Below are 23,309 nucleotides of genomic sequence, written 5' to 3'. Positions count from 1 at the left end.
GGGAAGACCGATGATCTCTGCTTCAACCAAACGCACCACGCTTGCAGCGATCCTGCTGCTGGCGGCGGCGATGCCCGCCTATGCCCATGTCGGCATCGGCACGACCTCGTCCTTCGCGGCGGGCTTCGCGCATCCGCTGTCCGGCCTCGACCATATGACCGTCATGGTAGCCGTCGGCCTGTGGGCGGCGCTCAAGGGCGGCAAGGCAATCTGGGCCTGGCCGCTGGCCTTTGTCGGCGTCATGCTGGTCGGCGGCGCGCTCGGCATGCTCCACGTGCCGGTGCCTTTCGTCGAACCGGGCATCCTTGCCTCCGTCGTCGCGCTTGGCTTGCTGGTGGCGTTGGCGGTCGATCTGCCGGTCTCGGCCGGAGTCGCCATCATCGGCCTGTTCGCGCTGTTCCATGGCCATGCCCACGGCACCGAAGTGCCGGAAAATGCAGGTGGGCTTGACTATATGGCCGGCTTTGCCGTTGCCACCGCACTTCTCCATGCCATGGGCATCGCTGCCGGCCTTGGCCTCGGCATGCGCTTTCTCGGGCTTGCCCGCGCCGCTGGCGCCGCTTGTGCTGCAGTCGGCGGCGGCCTGGTCTTCGGCGTTTTGTGAGGCTAACGATGATTCCCGGCGAAATCATCACCGCAAGCGGCGACATCGAGCTCAACAAGGGGCTGCCGACGGTGACGCTGAAGGTCGCCAACAGCGGCGACCGGCCGATCCAGGTCGGCAGCCACTACCATTTCTTCGAGACCAATGAGGGGTTGAAATTCGACCGCGACAAAGCGCGCGGCATGCGTCTGGACATTGCCGCCGGCACCGCGATGCGCTTCGAACCGGGACAAGAGCGGGACGTCACGCTGGTGCCGTTCGGAGGAAAACGCGAGGTCTACGGTTTTCAGCAGAAGATCATGGGCAGGCTGTGAGATCGACGGGGTCGAGCGCCCTGAGGTCAGTTCGACGGCCTGGCCGCCGCGTAGATGACGATTCTTGCCGAGCCGTCGAATTCCACCGCAAGGACGTCTTCCGTAAGCACGCGCCGCGAATCGATGGCGTTGAACAGCAAGGCGTTGGCGTCGATCTCCTTGCGCAGTTCCGCAATGTCGTCCTGATGCTGTTCGACCTTGCTCTCGACGGCCGGCGGCGGGCCGCCTTCGCTGCGCGCCGCGTCGGTGAGGAAGACGATATCCACAGTATCGAGCTTGGACGTCTTGCGCACGGCGCCGATGTTCTCACGCGTCCGCTCGATCGCGGTGATGATCTTGTTGGTCTGTGGTTCCGTCCGCGCCTCCTCCTGCCGGACATCGGAGCCGACGATCCGGTTGACGGTGTCGGCCCGGTTGACGGCGTCAGCGCTTTCAAGACCTTGCGCGGCTTGCGGGCCGAAAGCTGCGAGAAATGCGCAGGCAGCAAGGCTCTGGAGCCATCTGGTGTCGGCAAAGACAGGCATCGCTCGCTCCTGGTGGACTGTTCTGTGCAACGCCGTTCGGCGCCAAAGGGACGAAACGCCTCCTGTCGAGCGAAGGTTCCCTGTGGGCTGGCGGGCCGGGTGCCGGCCCGCCAAGCGCTTCTTTCAGCTTGCCTTCTTGGTGACAAGGGTCAGCGCGCCATCGGTGGTCATGCTGGCGGCGACCACCTGTGCCGAGGTGAGCCCCTTGGCTTCGAGCGCCGACTTGATCTGCGGCGTCGCGTCGATCGAAGAGCGCAGTTTCTGCAGCCCGGCATCGCCACGCTGGGCGATCACCTGATTGACCTGCGTCTGGGTGGCCTTGGGCAATTCGCTGATATCGACGATGTTGACCTTCTGGATCGCCGGCGCCGCCGGCTGAGCGCTGGGCGCCGCCGGCTTCGGTTGCGGCGTGGGCTGCTGCTGGGCGCCGGCTACGGTCGCGGAGGCCAACGTGGCGGCGGCTGCAAGAACGATGATTTTGCGCATGTATTTTCCTTTCATCGATTTGGCCAAGGGTTTGGCAAACGGGCGGTTTGGGGTGGCACGGCCACCTCAACGGCCAAATGGGATCAGAAGGTGTCGCCGAGCGGGTCATTGCATGACCATTGGATGGCGACGATGTGGAGTTCGGCTGCGGCCGGACTCTCGTTTGGGGAGCATTGACTGATGGCTAGAATTACCCGCGCCGCCTACGCGCAGATGTATGGCCCGACGGTCGGCGACAGAGTGCGCCTGGCCGATACCGAGCTGTTTATCGAGGTCGAAAAGGACCTCACCGTCCATGGCGAGGAGGTGAAATTCGGCGGCGGCAAGGTCATCCGCGACGGCATGGGCCAGAGCCAGGTGTCGCGCGCCGGCGGCTCGGTCGACACCGTCATCACCAACGCGCTGGTGGTCGATGCCACTGCCGGCATCTTCAAGGCCGATATAGGTCTCAGGGACGGCCGCATCGCGGCGATCGGCAAGGCCGGCAATCCCGACACGCAGGACGGTGTCACCATCATCATCGGCCCCGGTACCGAGATCATCGCCGGCGAGGGCAAGATCCTGACCGCCGGCGGCTTCGACGCGCACATCCACTTCATCTGCCCGCAGCAGATCGACGAAGCGCTGATGTCGGGCATCACCACCATGCTCGGCGGCGGCACCGGCCCGGCGCATGGCACGCTGGCCACCACCTGCACGCCGGGACCCTGGCACATGGCGCGCATGATCCAGTCCTTCGACGCTTTCCCGATGAACATCGGCCTGTCCGGCAAGGGCAATGCCTCGCTGCCGGCGGCGCTCGAGGAAATGGTGCTGGGCGGCGCCTGCTCGCTGAAGCTGCACGAGGACTGGGGCACGACGCCGGCGGCCATCGACTGCTGCCTGTCGGTTGCCGACGATTACGACGTGCAGGTGATGATCCACACCGACACGCTGAACGAATCCGGCTTTGTGGAGAACACCGTCGCCGCCATCAAGGGCCGCACCATCCACGCCTTCCACACCGAAGGCGCCGGCGGCGGCCATGCGCCCGATATCATCAAGGTCTGCGGCCTGCCCAACGTCATTCCGTCTTCGACCAACCCGACCCGGCCCTACACCGTCAACACGCTGGCCGAGCATCTCGACATGCTGATGGTCTGCCACCATCTGTCGCCGTCGATCCCTGAAGACATCGCCTTTGCCGAAAGCCGTATCCGCAAGGAGACCATCGCGGCGGAAGACATTCTGCACGATATCGGCGCCTTCTCGATCATCTCGTCGGACTCGCAGGCCATGGGCCGTGTCGGCGAGGTGGCGATCCGCACCTGGCAGACCGCCGACAAGATGAAGCGCCAGCGCGGGTCATTGCCGCAGGAGACCGGCAACAACGACAATTTCCGCGTCCGCCGCTACATCGCCAAATACACCATCAACCCGGCCATCGCGCATGGGCTGTCCAGGGACATCGGGTCGATCGCGGTCGGCAAGCGCGCCGATCTGGTGCTGTGGAACCCAGCCTTCTTCGGCGTCAAACCGGACATGGTGCTGATCGGCGGCATGATAGCCGCAGCCCCGATGGGCGACCCCAACGCCTCTATCCCGACCCCCCAGCCCATGCACTACCGCCCGATGTTCGGCGCCTATGGCAAGGCCAGGACCAACTCGTCGGTGACCTTCGTTTCGAAGGCGGCGCTGGAGTCCGGCCTGCATGGCAGGCTCGGCGTCGACAAGCAGTTCGTCGCGGTCGAAAATACCCGCGGCGGCATCGGCAAGCACTCGATGATCCTCAACGACGCCACGCCGCATATCGAGGTCGATCCCGAAACCTATGAGGTTCGCGCCGATGGCGAACTCTTGACTTGCGAGCCGGCAACCGTGCTGCCGATGGCGCAGCGGTATTTCCTGTTTTGAGGCGAGGGGCGATTTGATCGACCCGGCAAATTCCATTGCGAGCCGGTCGGTGCCGCCGCAATATGCGGCTCAAAGAAACCGCGTAGCAGGTCATGGCCACCGAAATAGCCTCCGCCCACGACATCTTCCCGCATATCCGCATCGTCATGGGCATGGTGATCGGACTTGGCGTCGCTCGCCTGCTGTCGGGGGTGGCGCGAATCGTCCAGCATCCCGGCCAGTACAGGCTCTATCCCGTGCACCTCGGCTGGGTCGCCTCCATGCTGTTGCTGCTGGTGCATTTCTGGTGGTGGGAGTTCGGCCTCTACACCATTGAGGTCTGGACTTTCGGCAAGTACCTGTTCCTGATCTTCTACGCCATCACGCTGTTCCTGCTGTGCGCGCTGCTGTTTCCGGATTCGATGCTCGACTACACCAGTTACGAGGATTTCTTCTATTCACGCCGTGGCTGGTTCTTCGGCCTGCTGGCGACGACCTATCTGCTCGACGTCGTCGACACGCTGCTGAAGGGTCCCGAGCATTTCGCCCGCTACGGCAATGAATATCTGTTCCGAACGCCGGTTTTCGTGGTGTTGTGCATCGCCGCCATACTGGTGCCTGACCGCCGCTTCCACATCGCCTTCGTCGCCGGCACGCTGATCTATCAGATATCGTTCATCCTGCGGCTCTTCGACACCATCGTCTGAACAGTGGCTATGGTTTAGGGTCGCAGGAAAGAGGGTTCAACCATGTACAAGGCCATCGGATCGCGTGGCTCCCGCGTCAGCCGCGTTCTGTGGATGCTTGAGGAACTCGGGCAGCCCTATGAATTCGTCGAGGTCAAATTGCGCTCGCCGGAAGCCTATGCGCTCAACCCGTCGGGCAAGGTGCCGATCCTGATCGATGGCGAACTGACGGTGACGGATTCGGCGGCGATCTGCGTCTATCTCGCCGACAAGCACGCCGACAAAGGCATGGGCGCCAATCCAGGTGTGGCCGGACGCGCCGAAATGGATTCCTGGATGCATTTTGCCCAGTCCGAGTTCGAAGCGCCGCTGTGGAACAAGCTGCGCCACCGCTTCCTGTTGCCGAAGGACGTGCGGGTCGATGTCGGCCCCGCCGCCGCCTACGATTTCGCCTCGGAGGCCAAGGCGCTCGACGGTCGGCTGGGGGATCGGGAGTTTGCGCTGGGCGACCGGTTTTCCGCCGTCGACGTGCTGTTGGGCGACATGGGCGGCTGGGCCCGCGCCGGAAAATTCCCGATCGAATCCGAGCGCGTCAACGCGTATTTTGACCGCGTCCTGGCGCGGCCTGCCCGTGCGAGAGCCCAGGCTAACGGTGGAGCCATGCGATGAAACTCAACCTGAACACCGACTTCACCAAGTTCCCCCGGGCCGTCTCGGTGGTGCCTGCCGGCACTGCCGGAACTACGCCGCCATCCGGCCGTGCCGTCCTGCCCCATGACGAGCGTCATTTGCGCCGCCGCGCCATTGAGCTTGCCGACGGCAGCAAGGTGCTGGTCGATCTGCCCGAGCCCGTGACCTTGAACGATGGCGACCGGCTGGTGCTGGAGGATGGCGGCCAGGTCGAGATCACCGCGGCACCCGAAGAGGTCTACGACATCCGTGCCCGCCACGCCGTGCATCTGACCGAACTCGCCTGGCATATCGGCAACCGCCATCTGGCGGCAGCGATCGAGCCCGGCCGCATCCTGGTCCTGCGCGACCATGTCATCAAGGCTATGCTGGAAGGGCTGGGCGCCACGGTGCGCGAAGTCTCCGAACCGTTCAAGCCGGTGCGCGGCGCCTATTCCGCCCAAGGTGCGCATGGTCACGATCACAGCCATGCGCATGCGCACGCCGAAGCGCATTCCCATGATGGACGTTCCCACGCACACAGCGAGTCGCATTCGCACAGCCATTCCCATGACGGGCATCATCACGATCATGACTGACCAGCCATCCGGCATCGCTTTGCTGCGGCTCATGGCGTGGCTGTCGCCGGCCTTTCCGGTCGGCGGCTTTGCCTACAGCCATGGTCTCGAACGCGCCGGGCAAGACGGGCTGGTTGCCGATACCGCCAGCCTCGCCTTCTGGCTGGAGACGCTGGTCGAGATGGGCTCGGGCTGGAACGACGCCGTGCTCTTCACGGAAGCCTGGCGTCGCGCCCGCGACGGCGGCGATCTCCATGAAATTGCCGATCTCGCCGAAGCGCTGGCCGGCTCGCGTGAGCGTCACACCGAAACCATGCTGCAAGGCGCCGCCTTCCTGAAAGCGGCAGCGGCGTGGGCGAATCCGGTGTTGGGCCGCCTGCCGGCCGAATGCGCCTACTGTGTCGCCGTCGGCGCCGCTGCCGGCGGCAACGGTTTCGCGCTTCAGGACGCGATGTCGGCCTTCCTGCAGGCCTTCTTCTCCAACCTCGTCCAGGCGGCGATCCGACTCGGCATCGTCGGCCAGACGGACGCCATGGCCTTGCTCGCCGGCTTCGAGCCGTTGGCGCTGTCGACGGCCGCGCGCGCCGCCGGCTCGACATTGGACGATCTCGGCGGCTGCGCCTTCATCTCCGACATCATGGCGATGAAGCACGAGACGCAGTATTCCAGGCTGTTCCGCTCATGATCGTCCTCGCCTTCGCCCTCTCGGCCGTCCTGCTGCTGATCACCGCGCTGCATGTCTATTGGGGCCTTGGCGGCATCTGGCCGGGCAGGGACGGCGTCTCCTGCGCCCACGCCGTCGTCGGCTTTCGCGGCGTCGACGAGATGCCGACGCCGTTTCCCTGTTTCGCCGTTGCCGCGTGCCTGTGCCTCGCAACCCTGTGGCCGCTGGCGCTGACCGGGGTCTTCGCCTCCCCCTTTCCAAGGGAGGGCCTTGCCGCCACAGCGCTGCTCATCGGGCTCGTCTTCCTCGGCCGCGGCATTGCCGGCTTCACGCCGTGGTGGCGCCGTCTGGCGCCGGAACAGCCTTTTGCGCGGCTCGATATCAGCTTCTATTCGCCGCTCTGCCTGTTGATCGGGCTCAGCTTCGCCATCCTCGCCATCACGGAGTTTTCGGCATGACGGAGTTTTCGGTATGACTCAGGCAAACGGTCCCCTGCGTATCGGCATCGGCGGTCCCGTCGGCTCCGGCAAGACGACGCTCACCGAAAAGCTCTGCAAGGCGCTGCGCGACGATTTCTCCATCGCCGTCGTCACCAACGACATCTACACCAAGGAAGACGCCATGATGCTGGCCCGCCTGCAGGCGCTGCCTGAGGACCGCATCGTCGGCGTGGAGACCGGCGGCTGCCCGCACACCGCCATCCGTGAGGACGCCTCGATCAATTTGCAGGCGATCGCCGGACTGAACAGGAAATTCCCCGATCTCGACATCGTCTTCATCGAATCCGGCGGCGACAATCTTGCCGCCACCTTCTCGCCCGACCTTGCCGACCTGACCCTCTATGTCATCTCGGTTTGCCAGGGCGAGGAAATCCCCAGGAAGGGCGGGCCGGCGATCACCCGTTCCGATTTCCTGGTCATCAACAAGAGCGATCTGGCGCCCTATGTGAACGTCAACCTCGATGTCATGGAGAGCGACGCCGCCCGAATGCGGGGCAAGCGCCCGTTCGGCTTCACCGACCTGTCGCGCGGCAAGGGACTGCAGGAAGTCATCGACTTCATCGTCGAACATGGCGGGCTGCAGTCGGCTCGCTCGGCGGCGTAATGCATGTCGCCCAAAAGTGCGTGGCGGTTTTGGGACAACGGACAATGCGAAGACAGCCTGACCCACCAGTTTGCGGTTGCTGGCCACGGCTGAGCGCGGCATTCTCTTAAAAACGGAGGTTTTTCGGATGAGCATCGCCCGCCTGCAAAAGGAAACGCTGACCAACCTGCCCTACTATGAGGAGCGCGTCGATCTGGCCGCCGCCTTCCGCTGGACGGCGCGGCTCAACATGCATGAAGCCGTGGCCAATCACTTTTCGCTGTCGGTCAACGAGGACGGCAGCAAATTCCTGATGAACCCCAACCAGGTGCATTTCTCGCGCATCAAGGCGAGCGACCTTTTGCTGATCGACGCCAATGATCCCGAGACATTGTCCGGCCCGAATGCGCCCGACCCGACCGCCTGGGGTCTGCACGGCGCCATTCACCGCAACGTGCCGCATGCGCGCTGCGCCATGCATGTGCATTCCATCCACGCCACCGTGCTGGCATCGCTGGCCGACTCGACCCTGCCGCCGATCGATCAGAACTCGGCCATGTTCTTCAACCGCCACGTCGTCGATGCCCATTATGGCGGGCTGGCCTTCGAGGAAGAAGGCGAGCGCTGCTCGCAACTGCTCACCGACCCGAAGGTCAAAGTGATGGTGATGGGCAATCACGGCGTCATGGTCATCGGCGACACCGTCGCCGACGCCTTCAACCGCATGTTCTATTTCGAGCGCGCCGCCGAAACCTACATCAAGGCGCTGTGGACCGGCCGTCCGCTGCGCACGCTGTCCGATGCCATTGCCGAAAAGGCCGCCAGCGAGATGGACGACTATCCCGGCCAGGCAGAGCGTCACCTTGCCGAGCTGAAGGCGATCCTCGACGAGGAAGAGCCGGTGTACCGGAGCTGAATGAGTTCACCCTTCTCCCCGTTCACGGGGAGAAGGTCCCGGCAGGGGGATGAGGGGCAGCGCCGACGTTCATAGGCTCACTCAGAGTCCCAACTGAGCCCGCAACTCTTCCGCACTGTTGATCACGACAGCGCCCTTCGGTCCTGCCATCGGCGCTTCCGGCCAGAAGATCGTCCGCATCCCCGCGGCCAGGCCTGATGTGGCGCCGGTAACGCTGTCGTCGACGGCCACCGCGTCTGAAGGATCGACGCCGGCCAGCCATGCGGCGCGCAGGAACGGTTCGGGATGCGGCTTGCCTTCGCGCACGTCGTTTCGGCTGATCGTGCGCATGCCGGGATAGATCAGGCCGACGGCGCTCAGATTTGCATCGACGATCACCCGGTCGGAATTGGACACCACCGCCTGCTGCACGCCGAGCGCGCGCAATTCGTTGAACACTTCGATCGCGCCGGGGCGCGGCTTCAGCGTCTCGGCCATCGGCATGTAGTGATCGTATTTGCGCACGATCCAGTCGTCGAAGGGCAGGTCGAGGCCGAACTCGCTGCGCAGCATCTCGTAGACCGGTGCGGCGGCGACGCCCAGCACCCGCTCATGCAGGTCGGCCGGCGGCGTAATACCGACGCTGCGCAGCGCCGCCACCAAGGCCGCCTCATGCAGCGGCTCGCTGTCGACCAGCGTGCCGTCCATATCCCAGAAAACCGCTTTCGGCGTCATGCGAGGCTCCTTTGCCGATCCCCTTAAAGCGTTTGTATCAGGAGATAAACCGCCGAGCCCGTCCGCTGGCGATTTTCGCTTGGTTGGTTGCCGCGCGGCGGCCGGATCGAAGCAGCAAGCAATTGCCCTGCCGATAGACAATTGCGCGCCGACACATTCCCTGCAAGACTATGACGCTTCGCCCAAGGGCGGGCAAAGGGGCAGGGCTGGAGGCACATTTTGAATTCGCGGCAAGACGGCGGCAGCAGCAGGCTGGACGAGGCAGCGCGCGCCGGCTGGCTTTATTATGTTGCCGGCAACACCCAGGACCAGATCGCCGCCACGCTCGGCATTTCCCGGCAGACGGCGCAGCGGCTGGTGTCGCTGGCGGTGTCGGAGGGGCTGATCAAGGTTCGCGTCGATCACCCGATCGCCAATTGCCTTGATCTCGCAGCTAGACTGAAGTCACGCTTCGCGCTCGACCTCGTCGAAGTGGTGCCGAGCGATCCAACCTCATCCTCGACCACGATCGGCATTGCCGAGGCGGCTGCGGCCGAGATCGAGCGGCGGCTGCGGTCACCGACGCCCATCGTCTTGGCCATCGGCACCGGCCGCACGCTGAAGGCGGCGATCGAGCAATTGCCGCCGATGGAATGCTCGCAGCACAAGGTTGTGTCCTTGACCGGCAACATCTCGCCCGACGGTTCGGCCGCCTTCTACAACGTCATCTTCACCATGGCCGACCGGGTCAAGGCGCGCTCGTTCCCGATGCCGCTGCCGGTCATCGCCTCGTCGCCGGAAGAGCGCGAGATGCTGCTTGCCCAGCCGATGATCCAACCGACGCTGGCGCTGGCCGCGGAAGCCGACGTGACCTTTGTCGGCATCGGCGATCTCGGCCCGAAGGCGCCGCTCTACGAGGACGGTTTTATCTCGGAAAGCGAGTTGAAGGCGTTGCAAAAGGCTGGCGGCGTCGCCGAGATCGTCGGCTGGGTGTTCGATCGGGAAGGCCGCATGATCGAGGGCATCACCAACGACCGGGTATCGTCGGCAGCCTTGCCGTCACGCGAAAAGTCGCTGGTCATTGCGCTCGCCATGGGCGAGCGTAAGTTGCCGGGCATCCTGGCCGCGGTGAACCGCCGGCTGGTCAATGGCCTCATCACCGACGAGCGGACCGCCACGGCCCTGCTCGACGGTGCCTGACTACCAATTAAGCAGCCCATCGATAAAATCCAACACGTTATTTGCAGCGCCCTGAAGGGTCGTTGCCGTCGAGGAAGCCCATGTCGCGCTGCAAATGCGGCGACAGCTCCCGGACGTCGACGTAGCCGCGCCGGCGGTGCACAAGCAGGGAAAATTCATGCGCCAGCAGGGAAAACCAGCTCTGCGCCGGGGTGGAATGGAGTTTTTGCTGTACCGTGGTCATGATCTTCAGCCTCCGCTATGCTTGAACTTGATTGATCGTTGACACCAGATATCGGCCTGATTGCCTCTTGCCGCCAATCAAACGTCGATCACGACCCATAAGGAGGGCTTATGCCCGATCTCAAGGCACCACAGCTCGCCCAGTTGCCGCCGCTGCAGGCCATCAGGGTGTTCGAAGCCGTCGCGCGGCATCTCTCCTTCACCAAGGCCGCGCAGGAACTCGGCATGACGCAGGCCGCCGCCAGCTACCAGATCAAGCTTCTGGAAGAGCGCATCGGTTCGCCGCTGTTCCTGCGCCAGCCGCGCCAGATTGTGCTGACGGAACCCGGCCAGCGCCTGGCGCCCGCCGTCAGCGAGGCGTTCAGCCTGCTCTCAAGCGCCTATTCCGCCGCGCGTGGGGGCGCCGATGGTGTGCTGTGCGTCTCGACGCTGCTGACCTTTGCCTCGAACTGGCTGGCGCAGCACCTCGGCTCCTTCCAGGTCGCGCATCCGTCGCTGGCGGTGCGCGTCGATACCTCGAACAGGGTGATCGATTTTGCCCGCGAGGACATGGACATCGCTATCCGCTCCGGCAGCGGCAAGTGGCCTGGAGTGGAGACCCATCTTTTGTTCAAGGCCGATTTCACCCCGGTGCTGAGCCCGGCACTCGCTGCCACCATAGGTGGCGTCCACGAACCCGCCGACCTGTTCAAGCTGCCCATTCTCGATCCCGGCGACATCTGGTGGCGGGAATGGTTCGCCCTTGCCGGCGTCCCGGCGGACGAACTTGCCAGGCGCACCGGCACCAGCATGGGCGCGCAGGCCTATGAGGCGAACGCGGCCATCGCCGGCCATGGTGTGGCGATCCTGACCACCGCATTGTTCAAGACCGAGCTCGCCGCCGGCCGCCTGATCCAGCCCTTCGACCTGGTCGGCGACGACGGCCACGCCTATTGGCTGGTCTACCCGACGGCGCGTCGCAACGTGCCGAAGATAAAAGCCTTCCGGGACTGGATCCTGGCCGAGATCGCCTGCGCCTGAGGGCGAGCGACTCGCGGATTGATTTCCGAGATGCAAAGCGAGCCATGGATCCGCGACGAATGCTCGCTTTCGCGGACAAACAGCTGCGATCGGGCCACCCGGTTAACCAAGCTTGACAAAAACGCTGTCGATATCACTCGCCCGGCATAGGCTTGTGCTTGTGACGACCCAATTGAGCAGGATCAATCGTCGCAGATTGAAACAGGGTCGATCAGCCGGCTGATGAAAGTCTATCGCGTCGAAGAAATCGAAAACAACACCGTGCGCACGACGCAGGTGATCGAAGCATTTACGCCGTTTCAAGCTGCCGTGAAGGCAATCGGCCGGGAAGTTAGGCTGCGCAAAGACGAGCCCAGCTGGATCCAGGTGACGGAAGTGCTGACCAGAGCCAAGCAAATACGCGACGGCAGGGTTTTCGAATATTCCGTCGGAAGCTACCCGTCCCACGGCTGACGGGCTGGGCCCTATCGCTCCCTTGGCGCCATGATTGGGTTGCGATGGGTCGGCATCAACCCGCTCTCACATCCCGTGCAAACAGCTTCCCACATCCATTCAATATCCTCTACGCGCGCAACGCCGCGCTCCGCCTTGCGTGCTGCGCTGCAGCATCGAATCTGGCTTGACATAATTTATGCCAAGTGAGTAATTGCCCATTACCAAGGCAAATGCTCATCTTGGTTCATGGGAGGAATTTGATGAAACTGCGCACGCTCACCCTGGGCTTGTTGTCGGCCAGCGCTTTCGCTTTTGCCGCACACGCCGAATCCATCACCATCGCCACGGTCAACAATGGCGACATGGTCCGCATGCAAAAGCTGACGGACGACTTCACCAAGGCGAACCCCGACATCCAGCTGAACTGGGTCACGCTCGAAGAGAACGTGCTGCGCGAGCGCGTCACCACCGACATCGCAACCAAGGGCGGCCAGTATGACGTGATGACGATCGGCACCTACGAGGTTCCGATCTGGGCCAAGCAGAGCTGGCTGTTGCCGCTCGACAAGCTCGGCGACGACTATGACGCCAAGGACATCATCCCGGCCATCGCCGGCGGCCTCTCGGTCGACGGCAAGCTCTATGCCGCGCCCTTCTACGGCGAAAGCTCCTTCGTCATGTACCGCAAGGACCTGATCGAGAAGGCCGGGCTGACCATGCCCGATGCCCCGACGTGGGACTTCATCAAGCAGGCCGCCGACAAGATGACCGACCGCGCCAATGGCGTGAACGGCGTATGCCTGCGCGGCAAGGCCGGCTGGGGCGAGAACACGGCGTTCCTGACGGCCATGTCCAACTCGTTTGGCGCCCGCTGGTTCGACGAGAACTGGAAGCCGCAGTTCGACCAACCGGAATGGAAGAACACACTGCAGTTCTATGTCGACCTGATGAAGGCCGACGGTCCGGAAGGCGCTTCGTCCAACGGCTTCAACGAGAATCTGGCTCTGTTCCAGCAAGGCAAGTGCGGCATGTGGATCGACGCCACCGTGGCGGCGTCCTTCGTCTCGGATCCGAAGGCCTCGAAGGTGGCCGACAAGGTCGGTTATGCTTTGGCGCCGGACAATGGCCTCGGCAAGCGCGCCAACTGGCTCTGGGCCTGGTCGCTGGCGATCCCCGCAGGCACGCAGAAGGCGGAATCCGCCCAGAAGTTCGTCTCATGGGCAACCAGCAAGCACTATGCCGAACTGGTCGCTTCCAAGGAAGGCTGGGCCAACGTTCCTCCGGGAACGCGTTCCTCGCTCTACGCCAATCCCGAGTACCAGAAGGCGGCCCCGTTCGCCAAGATGACGCTGGACTCGATCAATGCCGCCGATCCGGCGCATCCGACGGTCAAGCCGGTGCCCTATGTCGGTGTGCAGTTCGTCGCCATTCCTGAGTTCCAGGGCCTCGGCACAACCGTTGGCCAGCTGTTCTCGGCGGCGCTCGCCGGCCAGACCAGCGTAGACGACGCGCTCAAGCAGGCGCAGGACGCCGCCACGGCGACCATGACCGAAGGCGGTTATATCAAGTAAGGCTCCTCCCGGTGCCGAACGCCGGTCGCCTCCTGACCGGCGATGGCCGCCCGAGTCCCAGTTCGGGCGGCCGCTTTTTCCCCGCTGTGAAAATTCAGTCCGACTAGTGAAGGGTGACCGTCATGGCTACTCAGCAGACCCGTTCGCTTGCCCGCTTTATGTTGGCGCCATCCGTGGTGCTGCTGTTCGTCTGGATGATCGTGCCGCTGGCACTCACGATCTGGTTCTCCTTCCAGCAGTACAATCCGCTCAATCCGATCCGCGACGGGTTTGTCTGGTTCTCGAATTACTCGCTGTTCTATTCCAACCCGGCATTCCTGCAGTCGATCCTCAACACGCTGGTCCTGGTGGGCAGCGTGCTGCTGATCACCGTCATCGGAGGCATCATGCTGGCGCTGTTGATCGATCAGCCGATGTGGGGACAGGGGATCGTCCGCATCCTCGTCATCTCTCCGTTCTTCGTCATGCCGCCGGTGGCTGCACTTGTCTGGAAGAACATGATCATGCACCCGCAATACGGCGTCTTTGCCGACATTGCGCGCTTCTTCGGCGCCCAGCCAATCGACTGGTTCGGGCAGCACCCGATGCTGGCCATCATCATCATCGTCGCCTGGCAATGGCTGCCCTTCGCAACGCTGATCCTTTTGACCGCCCTGCAGTCGCTCGACGGCGAGCAGAAGGAAGCCGCCGAGATGGACGGCGCCGGCTTCGTCAGCCGCTTCATCTATCTGACGCTGCCGCACATGTCGCGCGCCATCACCGTCGTCATCCTGATCCAGACCATCTTCCTGCTGTCGGTCTATGCCGAAATCCTGGTCACCACCAATGGCGGACCCGGCTATGCCTCCACCAACCTGCCCTTCCTCGTCTACCAGAAGGCATTGCTGGAGTTCAAAATCGGCCAGGCATCGGCCGGCGGTGTCATCGCCGTCATTCTCGCCAACATCGTCGCCTTCTTCGCCATGCGCGCGGTCGGCAAGAACCTGGACAAGTAAGGGAGGATACGATGGCACGTGCAGTCACCACCCAACACAAGGTCATTGCGACAGGCGCCGCCTGGATCGTCGCGCTGCTGATCTTCTTCCCGATCCTCTACACGATCATCACCTCGTTCAAGTCGGAGCAGGAGGCCATCCAGGGCTTCGCGCTGATCCCGTCGGGGACGTTCGAGAGCTATACCGAGGTCCAGGCGCAGAGCGGCTACTTCAAGTTCTTCTTCAACTCGGTGCTGCTCTCGGTCGGCTCGACCATCCTGGCCCTGATCGTCGCGGTTCCGGCCGCCTGGTCGATGGCCTTCTCGCCGGGCAAGTGGACCAAGGACATCCTGATGTGGATGCTCTCGACCAAGATGATGCCGGCGGTTGCCGTGCTGTTCCCGATCTACCTCATCTTCCGCGATGCCGGACTGCTCGACAGCCGCATCGGCCTGATGATCATGCTGATGCTGATCAACCTGCCGATCGTGATCTGGATGCTCTACACCTACTTCCGCGAAATCCCCGGCGAAATCCTGGAGGCGGCACGCATGGACGGCGCCACCCTGTGGGGCGAGATCGTCTATGTGCTGACCCCCATGGCCGTGCCGGGCATCGCATCGACCATGCTGCTCAACATCATCCTGGCGTGGAACGAAGCGTTCTGGACCATCCGCCTGACCACCACCGAGGCGGCGCCGCTGACGGCCTTCATCAGTTCGTTCTCAAGCCCGCAAGGCCTGTTCTGGGCCAAGCTTTCGGCGGCCTCGACGCTGGCCATCGCCCCCATCCTGATCATGGGCTGGTTCAGCCAGAAGCAGCTGGTGCGCGGCCTGACATTCGGCGCGGTAAAATAACGGACGTTGCCTGAAGCAATCCGGCCAAATAACCCCTCGGGGAGGAAACCATGGGAAACATCACGCTCAAGAACGTCTCCAAGCATTTCGGATCGACGGTCATCATTCCAGGCCTCGACCTGGTCATCGAGAATGGCGAGTTCGTCGTCTTCGTCGGGCCGTCGGGTTGCGGCAAGTCCACGTTGCTGCGCCTCATCGCCGGGCTCGAGGACACCAGCGGGGGCACCATCAACATCGATGGCCGTGACGTCACCGGTGAGGCGCCGGCCAAGCGCAAGCTGGCCATGGTATTCCAGTCCTATGCGCTCTATCCGCATATGACGGTGGCCAAGAACATCGGCTTCCCGCTGAAGATGGCGGGCGAGGATGTGGCGACGATCGACAAGAAGGTGAAGGACGCAGCCCGGGTCCTCAACCTCACCAACTATCTCGAACGCCGGCCCGGCCAGCTCTCCGGCGGCCAGCGGCAACGCGTCGCCATCGGCCGCGCCATCGTGCGCCAGCCCTCGGCATTCCTGTTCGACGAGCCGCTGTCCAACCTCGATGCCGCACTGCGCGGCACCATGCGGCTCGAAATCAGCGAGCTGCACCATCAGCTCAAGACGACGATGGTCTACGTCACCCACGACCAGATCGAAGCCATGACCATGGCCGACAAGATCGTCGTGCTCAACGCCGGCAACATCGAACAGGTCGGCTCGCCGATGGAACTCTACAAGTCGCCGAAGAACCTGTTCGTGGCGGGCTTCATCGGTTCGCCGAAAATGAACCTGATCGAAGGTGCGCCGGCGGCCAAATACAACGCCAAGACCATCGGCATCCGTCCCGAGCATATGGGGATATCGACCACGGCGGGTGACTGGAAAGCCCTTGTCGGCGTCGCCGAGCATCTGGGCTCCGACACCTTCCTGCATGTCCAGGCCGACGGCGTCGGTCCGCTGACGGTACGCGCCGATGGCGAACTGGCCGTACGCCATGGCGACACCATCTATTTGACGCCGGACAAGGTCCGCATGCATCGCTTCGGCCCCGACGGAAAGGCGCTGACGCAGTGAGACTGAAAGGCAAATCGGCGCTGATCACCGGATCCGCGCGCGGCATCGGCAGGGCTTTTGCCGAAGCCTATACGCGCGAGGGTGCCACGGTGGCCATTGCCGACATCAATCTGGCGGCTGCCGAAAAGACGGCCGCCGAGATTGGCGCCAACGCCTATCCGGTCAGGCTCGACGTCAGCGACCTTGCTTCGATCCAGGCGGCGGTCAAGGCGGTCGAAACAAAGACCGGCGGCCTCGACATACTGATCAACAATGCTGCCTTGTTCGACCTGGCGCCGATCGTCGAGATCACCGAAGCGAGCTATGACAAATTGTTCTCTGTCAACGTCGCCGGCACTTTGTTCATGCTGCAGGCAGCGGCGCGTTCGATGATCGCAAGGGGCAAGGGCGGCAAGATCATCAACATCGCCAGCCAGGCAGGACGGCGCGGCGAGCCGCTGGTCGCCGTCTATTGCGCCACCAAGGCCGCGGTGATTTCGCTGACCCAGTCCGCCGGGCTCGACCTGATCAAGCACCGCATCAACGTCAATGGCATCGCGCCCGGCGTCGTCGACAGCGATATGTGGGATGAGGTCGATGCGCTGTTTGCCAAATATGAGAACCGGCCGAAGGGCGAGAAGAAGCGGCTGGTCGGCGAGGGCGTGCCCTATGGCCGCATGGGCAAGCCGGAGGACCTGACCGGCATGGCGGTGTTCCTGGCCAGCGACGACGCCGAATACATTGTCGCCCAGACCTACAATGTCGATGGCGGCCAATGGATGAGTTGATGGGCCGGGATCACGCAGGCCGGAGCCCGGCCAAAAGGGTAGAAAAATGACCGTGAAACTCTCCTCCTCGATCCTCTCGGAACTCCCCGCCAAGGTCGCCGGTCCGAAATACGACCGCGCTGCGCTCAAACCCGGTATCGTGCATTTCGGCGTCGGCAATTTCCATCGCTCGCATCAGGCGGTCTACCTCGACGATCTCTTCAATGCAGGCATCGGCCATGACTGGGCGCTGGTCGGCGCCGGGGTCTTCGAGGGCGAAAAAATCGGCCGTTCCAAGCTGCAGGAGCAGGACTGGCTGACCACCGTGGTCGAGCAGGATTTCGACCATATGAGCGCCCGCGTCACCGGCGCCATGATCGACTTCCTGACGCCCGGCGATGCCGATGCCATCATCGACCAGCTCGCCGATCCGGCGATCAAGATCGTCTCGCTGACCATCACGGAAGGCGGTTATTTCATCGATCCGGCCTCCGGCAAGTTCAACCCGACCCACCCCGACATCGTCGCCGACGCACAGGCAGGCACGACGCCGAAGACGGTGTTCGGCCTCATCCTTGCGGGCCTGATGCGCCGCCGGGCCGACGGCATCGTGCCGTTCACCGTCATGTCCTGCGACAACATCCCTCACAATGGCCATGTCACCTCGGATGGCGTCATCGGCCTCGCCCGGCTGATCGACGAGGATCTGGCAAACTGGGTCAGCGACAATGTCGCCTTTCCCAACGGCATGGTCGACCGCATCACCCCCGCCACCTCCGACCGCGAGCGCGGTATTCTCGCCTCGGAGTTCGGCCTCGAGGACAACTGGCCGGTGTTCTGCGAGCCGTTCAGGCAATGGGTGCTGGAGGATCATTTCACCGACGGCCGCCCGCCGCTGGAAAAGGTCGGTGTGCAATTCGTGAGGGATGTCGCGCCCTATGAGCTGATGAAGATCCGCATCCTCAATGGCGGTCATGCCACGATCGCTTATCCCGCAGGGTTGATGGACATCCATTTCGTCCATGAGGCGATGCAGGAGCCGCTGGTGCGCGGCTTCCTCGCCAAGCTCGAGCATGACGAGATCATCCCGACCGTGCCGCCGGTGCCGGACACCGTGCTGGAGGATTATTACCAGCTCATCGAGCACCGCTTTTCCAACCCCAAGATCGGCGACACCATCCGTCGGCTTTGCCTCGACGGTTCCAACCGGCAGCCGAAATTCATCATCCCGACCATTGCCGACCGGCTGAAGGCCGGCAAAGGAGTCGCGGGTCTGGCGCTCGAGTCGGCGCTGTGGTGCCGCTATTGTTTCGGCACCACAGACAGCGGCGCGGTCATCGAGGCCAACGACCCGAGCTGGGACCGGCTGCAGGCAAGCGCGAAGGCGGCGAAGGACAAGCCCGGTGCCTGGCTTGCGATGGAAGATATATATGGCCACGTCGGCCGCTCGGCGCCGTTCGCCGAGGCCTTTGCCCATGCGCTCAACGTCTTGTGGGCGAATGGCACGCGCGCGACGCTGACGCGCTATATCTCCGGCAAGCTCTGACGCCAGCCGCAATGACGCCCGAACTGGTCATCTTCGACTGTGACGGCGTGCTGGTCGACAGCGAGGCGCTGTCGGTTTCGGCTCTGCTCGGCATGATCTCTGCCGCCGGGGGCTCGGTCAGCGAGGATGCCGCCTACGAGCATTTCCTCGGCAAGAGCATGAAGAGCGTGCGCGAGATACTTCTTCGCGATTTCACCATCGACATCACCGACGTGCATCTTACCGACATGCGCGTCGAACTGATGCGCAAATTCCGCGAGGAGCTGAAGCCGATTCCCGGCATCAGCGACATCCTGCCGAGGCTAGGCGTGCCCTGCTGCGTCGCGTCCTCCGGCACGCTCGACCGGATACGCTACGCGCTCGACGTCACCGGTCTGCTCGGCCTGCTCGAGCCGCATCTGTTCAGCGCCGCCATGGTCGCGCGCGGCAAGCCGGCGCCGGATCTTTTTCTCCATGCCGCCGCCGCCATGGGCGCGCATCCCGGTAATTGCATCGTAATCGAGGACAGCCCTGCCGGCATCGCGGCGGCGCGTGCGGCCGGCATGCGCGTCTTTGCTTTCACCGGCGGTTCGCACGCCGGCAACCCGGCCTTGAAAGCGCGGCTTGCGTCGAGTGAACCGGACTTTATATTCGCGGACATGCTGCAATTGCCCGATCTGATTGCAGGCTAGAGCATGATGCCGAAAAGTGTGAAGCGGTTTTCGGACGACATCATGCTCTACTTCTTTGATTTAGAGACGGATTCAGATTTCAGGTCGAACAGACCTGAAATCATACGGCTCTAGGGAGCGAGAGTAAAAGCATCTTGACGAAGAGCTTCGTTTGCGCGGTCGATGTCGGCACCGGGAGCGCCCGCGCGGGCATTCTCGATACGTCAGGCACCTTGCTCGGCCGCGCCGAGCATCCGATCGTCATGAACCAGCCGAAGGCCGATCACGCCGAGCACAATTCGCAGGATATCTGGTCGGCGGTCTGCATCGCGGTGCGTGCCGCGCGCGAAAAGGCCGGTGTGTCAGCCGACGATATTGTCGGCATGTCGTTCGACGCCACCTGCTCGCTGGTGGTGCTGGACAGGAATGCCGGCCAGCTCAGCGTCTCGGTGACGGGCGAACGGCGCTGGGACACCATCGTCTGGCTCGACCATCGCGCCATCGCCGAGGCAGATGAATGCACCGATAGCGGCCACGCCGTACTCGACTATATCGGTGGCGTCATGTCGCCGGAAATGGCGACGCCGAAGCTGATGTGGCTGAAGCGCAATCTGCCGGGAACTTGGCATGAGGCCGGCTACCTATTCGACCTCACCGATTTCCTGACCTGGAAGGCGACCGGTTCGCTGGCGCGCTCGCAATGCACGCTGACCGCCAAATGGACCTATCTGGCGCATGAGGAAACCGGCTGGCGCCGTGACTTCTTCGACAGGGTCGGGCTTGGCGATCTGTTCGAACACGGCAGCCTGCCGGAGAAGGCAAGTGCTGTCGGCGCAGACATCGGCACGCTCACCCCTGAAGCGGCGGCGGAGTTGGGCTTGAGCGAAAACTGTCGGGTCGGCGCCGGCGTCATCGATGCCTATGCCGGCGCGCTTGGCGTGCTCGGCGGCTTTGCTGGCGACGAGCAGAATATCGGCCGCCATCTGGCATTGATCGCCGGCACCTCGTCCTGCGTCATGGCCATGTCGCCCGATCCGCAGCCTTTCGCCGGCGTCTGGGGTCCATACTATGGCGCCGCACTGCCAAAGCTCTGGCTGTCGGAAGGCGGCCAGTCGGCTACCGGGGCTTTGCTCGACCACATCATCCGCTGGCATGGCGCCGGCGGCGAGCCGGATGCGGCCATGCATGCCAAGATCGCCAGGCGCGTCGCCGAACTGCGCAGCACCGAAGGTGACAAGCTGGCGGCAAGGCTGCATGTGCTGCCGGATTTCCATGGCAACCGCTCGCCGCTTGCCGATCCGCATGCGGTCGGTGTGGTCAGCGGGCTGACGCTGGATTCCTCCTTCGACAGTCTGTGCAAGCTGTATTGGCGCACCGCCGTCGGCATCGCGCTCGGCGTGCGCCATGTGCTGGAGGCGCTGAACGAGAACGGCTATCTCATAGACACGCTGCATGTCACCGGCGGCCACACCAAGAACCCGTTGCTGATGGAGCTCTATGCCGACGCCACCGGCTGCGCGGTGATCGAGCCGCTGGCCGACGAAGCCGTTCTGCTCGGCACCGGCATGGTCGCCGCCACTGCCGCTGGCCTGTTCCCGGACCTGAATGCCGCCTGCGTCGCCATGCAGCAAGGCGGCAGGGCGCGCACCTCGAACCCGACCGCGTCAGGCCGCTTCGACCGCGACTACAGGATCTTCCTCGAAATGCACCGCCAGCGGCAGGCGCTCGACGCCATCAACTAGAGCAATTCCAGGAAAAGCGTGAAACGGTTTTTCCGTCCGGAATTGCGTACCAAATCTAGGCCTCCTCTCGCCTGCGCAAGGATGCGCCCGTTGCCGCGTCGAACAGATGCACGCTCTCCTCCTCGAATGTGTAGCGCACAGGCGCGCGCAACGCCGGGCATTCGCGGGCCGATACCAACGCGCCGACCTCCTTGCCGCCGCAGGCGAACGTCACCAGCGCGTCATTGCCGTGGAACTCGATGAGGTCGGCGGTGCCTTGCAGAAGATTGATGCTCTGAGCACCGGCGGTCTTCAGGTCCGGCGGTCGGATTCCAAGCACGGCGCGATGGACGCCGCGCAGATCGAAGCCCAGGCCTTCTATGAAGAAGGTCGAGCCGCCGCCTGTCAGCGTCCAGCGTTCGTCCTTCCGCCCGACGGCCACGTCGATGAAATTCATGTTCGGCGTACCGATGAAGCCGGCGACGAACAGATTGCCCGGCTGGCGATAGATCTCGGCCGGCGAGCCGATCTGTTCGATGACGCCATCCCTGAGCAGCACTATCCGGTCGGCCAGCGTCATCGCTTCGAGCTGGTCGTGGGTGACATAGACGGTAGTGGTCTTCAGCGACTGGTGCAGGCGGGCGATTTCGACCCGCATATGGTTGCGAAGTTTGGCGTCGAGATTCGACAGCGGCTCGTCGAACAGGAACACTTTCGGCGTCTTGATCATGGCGCGCGCAATCGCCACGCGCTGCTGCTGGCCGCCGGAAAGTTCGGTCGGCTTGCGGGCGAGGTAAGGTTCGAGGCCGAGCGTCGTTGCCACCGCCTCGACCCGCTTCCGGATCTCGGCCGGGGGCACTTTCTGTCGCTTGAGCCCAAAGGCGATATTGTCGAAGATCGTCATATGCGGGTAGAGCGCATAGTTCTGGAAAACCATGGCAATGCCGCGCTCGCCGGGCTCGAGATCGTTGACCACTTTGCCGCCGATCGACACTTCCCCGCCGCTGATATCCTCCAGTCCGGCCAGCATCCTGAGCAAGGTCGACTTGCCGCAGCCGGACGGGCCGAGGAATACGACGAATTCGTGCTCCTCGATCGAGAGATTGAGGTCTCGGATGACGGTAGTGGCGCCGTAAGCCTTGTCGACATGGGAGCAAACGATCGCGGACATGGTCAGCCCTTCTCGCCGGTAAGAAGGATTTGCAGCTTGACGTCTTGCGGCTTGCCTTGCGCCGCCCGCTCGAAGGCCTCGATGCTGTCCGAGAAATCATAAGTGCCGGTGATCAGCGGCTTGAGGTCGACCTTCCCCGAGGCGATCAGCTGCAGCGCGCGGTCGAAGATGTTGGCGTAACGGAACACCGTCTCGATGCGCACTTCCTTGGAGATCGCCGCCGGAACGTTGAGGCTGACCGGTTCGACCGGCAGTCCGACCAGCACCACCGCGCCGCCCGGCCGCACGACATCGAACAGGTCGGAGAATGCCTTCGGGCTGCCGCTCGCCTCGAACACGATATCCGCGCCCCAATTGTCGGTCGCGGCGGAGACTGCGTCGACCAGCGATTGCTCACCTATATTGACCGGCACGATGCCGGGATATTGCGCGGCAATCTTGAGCTTGGGTGCGGAAAAATCGGAGATCAGCACCTTCGAGCAGCCGCCGGCCAGCGCCGCCAGCGCGATCATGATGCCGATCGGGCCGCAGCCGACGACGACGGCGACGTCGCCAGGCACGATGCGGGCGCGGCTCGCCGCCTGCATGCCGATGGCAAAGGGTTCGACCATCGCGCCTTCGGCGAAGGTGACATTGTCCGGCAATCTGTAGGTGAAGGCGGCCGGGTGCACGGCATAGGGCGCCAGCACGCCATGCACAGGCGGCGTCGCCCAGAAGGAGACGTCAGGGTCGACATTGTAGATGCCGAGCCTCGTCGCGCGCGACGACAGGTTCGGCACGCCCGGCTCCATGCAGACGCGGTCGCCGACCTTCAGCGTGCCGACATTGGCGCCGATCTCGACGATCGTTCCCGCGGCTTCGTGGCCGAGCACCATCGGAGCCCGCACGACATAGCTGCCGATGGCGCCATGGGTGTAATAGTGCACGTCGCTGCCGCAGACGCCGACCGTGTGGATGGCGATCTTGACATCGCCCGGTCCGACCTCGAGCGGCAGCGCGATCTCGCGCAACGACAGTTCGCCTTTTTTCTCAAGCACCAGTGCCCGCATCGG

Annotated in this window: 27 protein-coding genes; 21 read left to right on the top strand and 6 right to left on the bottom strand. The window is 63.5% G+C overall.

Annotation, left to right across the window (positions count from 1 at the left end):
- Positions 1–10: 10 nt before the first annotated feature.
- Both NKJ57_RS10535 and NKJ57_RS10530 read left to right on the top strand, forming a co-directional pair.
- The gene (locus NKJ57_RS10535; RefSeq protein ID WP_352510626.1) at positions 11–604 is read left to right on the top strand and encodes a HupE/UreJ family protein; all 594 of its coding nucleotides are present in this window, start codon (positions 11–13) and stop codon (positions 602–604) included.
- An 8-nt stretch (positions 605–612) separates the two neighbouring features.
- Positions 613–918 (top strand): urease subunit beta, encoded by a 306-nt coding sequence (locus NKJ57_RS10530; RefSeq protein ID WP_023671231.1) that lies wholly within the window; start codon positions 613–615, stop codon positions 916–918.
- A gap of 26 nt (positions 919–944) precedes the next feature.
- On the opposite strand, the gene NKJ57_RS10525 is transcribed toward NKJ57_RS10530, so the two are convergent.
- Entirely contained in the window at positions 945–1,442 is a 498-nt protein-coding gene (locus NKJ57_RS10525) for a hypothetical protein (RefSeq protein ID WP_023671232.1), read from the bottom strand.
- Positions 1,443–1,565: 123 nt separating this feature from the next.
- Positions 1,566–1,928: a hypothetical protein gene (locus NKJ57_RS10520; protein ID WP_023671233.1), complete on the bottom strand. Its 363-nt coding sequence runs from the start codon at positions 1,926–1,928 to the stop codon at positions 1,566–1,568.
- Positions 1,929–2,108: 180 nt separating this feature from the next.
- Here NKJ57_RS10520 and ureC point away from each other — a divergent pair, with 180 nt between their 5' ends.
- The 8 genes from ureC to NKJ57_RS10480 all read left to right on the top strand — a co-directional run bounded on the left by ureC (position 2,109) and on the right by NKJ57_RS10480 (position 8,396).
- The gene (gene ureC, locus NKJ57_RS10515; RefSeq protein WP_031245402.1) at positions 2,109–3,821 is read left to right on the top strand and encodes an urease subunit alpha; all 1,713 of its coding nucleotides are present in this window, start codon (positions 2,109–2,111) and stop codon (positions 3,819–3,821) included.
- Between the two features lie 92 nt (positions 3,822–3,913).
- The gene (locus NKJ57_RS10510) at positions 3,914–4,507 is read left to right on the top strand and encodes a hypothetical protein (protein WP_023750391.1); all 594 of its coding nucleotides are present in this window, start codon (positions 3,914–3,916) and stop codon (positions 4,505–4,507) included.
- A gap of 42 nt (positions 4,508–4,549) precedes the next feature.
- Positions 4,550–5,155, top strand: a complete 606-nt coding sequence (locus NKJ57_RS10505) for a glutathione S-transferase family protein (protein ID WP_023683600.1) — start codon at positions 4,550–4,552, stop codon at positions 5,153–5,155.
- Positions 5,152–5,754, top strand: a complete 603-nt coding sequence (gene ureE / locus NKJ57_RS10500; RefSeq protein ID WP_023750392.1) for an urease accessory protein UreE — start codon at positions 5,152–5,154, stop codon at positions 5,752–5,754. The genes NKJ57_RS10505 and ureE overlap by 4 nt, the downstream gene beginning before the upstream one ends.
- The gene (locus NKJ57_RS10495; RefSeq protein ID WP_023750393.1) at positions 5,747–6,418 is read left to right on the top strand and encodes an urease accessory protein UreF; all 672 of its coding nucleotides are present in this window, start codon (positions 5,747–5,749) and stop codon (positions 6,416–6,418) included. Before ureE ends, NKJ57_RS10495 begins: the two co-directional genes overlap by 8 nt.
- Positions 6,415–6,855: a DUF3995 domain-containing protein gene (locus NKJ57_RS10490; RefSeq protein ID WP_023671239.1), complete on the top strand. Its 441-nt coding sequence runs from the start codon at positions 6,415–6,417 to the stop codon at positions 6,853–6,855. Before NKJ57_RS10495 ends, NKJ57_RS10490 begins: the two co-directional genes overlap by 4 nt.
- Before the next feature lie 13 nt (positions 6,856–6,868).
- A complete protein-coding gene (gene ureG / locus NKJ57_RS10485) occupies positions 6,869–7,501 on the top strand; it encodes an urease accessory protein UreG (protein WP_023671240.1) in 633 nt (210 codons plus the stop codon).
- Between the two features lie 127 nt (positions 7,502–7,628).
- Positions 7,629–8,396, top strand: a complete 768-nt coding sequence (locus NKJ57_RS10480) for a class II aldolase and adducin N-terminal domain-containing protein (RefSeq protein ID WP_023671241.1) — start codon at positions 7,629–7,631, stop codon at positions 8,394–8,396.
- 81 nt (positions 8,397–8,477) lie between these two features.
- Here NKJ57_RS10480 and NKJ57_RS10475 read toward each other — a convergent pair whose 3' ends face one another.
- Entirely contained in the window at positions 8,478–9,110 is a 633-nt protein-coding gene (locus NKJ57_RS10475) for an HAD family hydrolase (RefSeq protein ID WP_023671242.1), read from the bottom strand.
- A 219-nt stretch (positions 9,111–9,329) separates the two neighbouring features.
- On the opposite strand from NKJ57_RS10475, the gene NKJ57_RS10470 reads away from it, so the two are divergent.
- A complete protein-coding gene (locus NKJ57_RS10470; RefSeq protein ID WP_023689163.1) occupies positions 9,330–10,289 on the top strand; it encodes a sugar-binding transcriptional regulator in 960 nt (319 codons plus the stop codon).
- A gap of 37 nt (positions 10,290–10,326) precedes the next feature.
- Here the strand turns inward: NKJ57_RS10470 and NKJ57_RS10465 are convergent, their stop codons facing one another.
- Positions 10,327–10,512 (bottom strand): hypothetical protein, encoded by a 186-nt coding sequence (locus NKJ57_RS10465; protein WP_023746512.1) that lies wholly within the window; start codon positions 10,510–10,512, stop codon positions 10,327–10,329.
- A gap of 110 nt (positions 10,513–10,622) precedes the next feature.
- On the opposite strand from NKJ57_RS10465, the gene NKJ57_RS10460 reads away from it, so the two are divergent.
- The 10 genes from NKJ57_RS10460 (at position 10,623) to NKJ57_RS10415 (ending at position 21,107) form a co-directional block, all read left to right on the top strand.
- Positions 10,623–11,531 carry a LysR substrate-binding domain-containing protein gene (locus NKJ57_RS10460; RefSeq protein ID WP_023671245.1) on the top strand — a complete coding sequence of 303 codons (909 nt, stop codon included), beginning with the start codon at positions 10,623–10,625 and terminating at the stop codon, positions 11,529–11,531.
- A 222-nt stretch (positions 11,532–11,753) separates the two neighbouring features.
- Positions 11,754–11,984 (top strand): hypothetical protein, encoded by a 231-nt coding sequence (locus NKJ57_RS10455; protein ID WP_023746513.1) that lies wholly within the window; start codon positions 11,754–11,756, stop codon positions 11,982–11,984.
- A 242-nt stretch (positions 11,985–12,226) separates the two neighbouring features.
- Positions 12,227–13,537: an ABC transporter substrate-binding protein gene (locus NKJ57_RS10450; RefSeq protein ID WP_023746514.1), complete on the top strand. Its 1,311-nt coding sequence runs from the start codon at positions 12,227–12,229 to the stop codon at positions 13,535–13,537.
- A 122-nt stretch (positions 13,538–13,659) separates the two neighbouring features.
- Complete coding sequence (locus NKJ57_RS10445) at positions 13,660–14,532, top strand: carbohydrate ABC transporter permease (RefSeq protein ID WP_023671249.1); 873 nt, start codon at positions 13,660–13,662, stop codon at positions 14,530–14,532.
- Positions 14,533–14,543: 11 nt separating this feature from the next.
- Positions 14,544–15,368, top strand: coding sequence for a carbohydrate ABC transporter permease (locus NKJ57_RS10440; protein WP_023671250.1), 825 nt, complete (start codon positions 14,544–14,546; stop codon positions 15,366–15,368).
- Positions 15,369–15,418: 50 nt separating this feature from the next.
- Positions 15,419–16,423 carry an ABC transporter ATP-binding protein gene (locus NKJ57_RS10435; protein WP_023689168.1) on the top strand — a complete coding sequence of 335 codons (1,005 nt, stop codon included), beginning with the start codon at positions 15,419–15,421 and terminating at the stop codon, positions 16,421–16,423.
- Positions 16,420–17,190: an L-iditol 2-dehydrogenase gene (locus NKJ57_RS10430; protein ID WP_023729778.1), complete on the top strand. Its 771-nt coding sequence runs from the start codon at positions 16,420–16,422 to the stop codon at positions 17,188–17,190. The genes NKJ57_RS10435 and NKJ57_RS10430 overlap by 4 nt, the downstream gene beginning before the upstream one ends.
- 46 nt (positions 17,191–17,236) lie before the next feature.
- Positions 17,237–18,715 carry a mannitol dehydrogenase family protein gene (locus NKJ57_RS10425; RefSeq protein ID WP_352510625.1) on the top strand — a complete coding sequence of 493 codons (1,479 nt, stop codon included), beginning with the start codon at positions 17,237–17,239 and terminating at the stop codon, positions 18,713–18,715.
- Positions 18,716–18,726: 11 nt separating this feature from the next.
- On the top strand, positions 18,727–19,386 hold the full coding sequence (locus NKJ57_RS10420) for an HAD family hydrolase (RefSeq protein ID WP_023689170.1): 660 nt from the start codon (positions 18,727–18,729) through the stop codon (positions 19,384–19,386).
- Positions 19,387–19,520: 134 nt separating this feature from the next.
- Positions 19,521–21,107, top strand: a complete 1,587-nt coding sequence (locus NKJ57_RS10415; protein ID WP_023823952.1) for an FGGY-family carbohydrate kinase — start codon at positions 19,521–19,523, stop codon at positions 21,105–21,107.
- 55 nt (positions 21,108–21,162) lie between these two features.
- On the opposite strand, the gene NKJ57_RS10410 is transcribed toward NKJ57_RS10415, so the two are convergent.
- A complete protein-coding gene (locus NKJ57_RS10410; protein WP_023700457.1) occupies positions 21,163–22,257 on the bottom strand; it encodes an ABC transporter ATP-binding protein in 1,095 nt (364 codons plus the stop codon).
- Positions 22,258–22,259: 2 nt separating this feature from the next.
- Positions 22,260–23,306 (bottom strand): NAD(P)-dependent alcohol dehydrogenase, encoded by a 1,047-nt coding sequence (locus tag NKJ57_RS10405; RefSeq protein WP_352510624.1) that lies wholly within the window; start codon positions 23,304–23,306, stop codon positions 22,260–22,262.
- Positions 23,307–23,309 lie beyond the last annotated feature (3 nt).

This window comes from Mesorhizobium sp. M0077 (assembly GCF_040322955.1).
Taxonomy (GTDB): Bacteria; Pseudomonadota; Alphaproteobacteria; order Rhizobiales; family Rhizobiaceae; genus Mesorhizobium.
The sequence above is the reverse complement of the archived record's forward strand: the minus strand, read 5'-3'. Positions and strand labels throughout refer to the sequence as shown.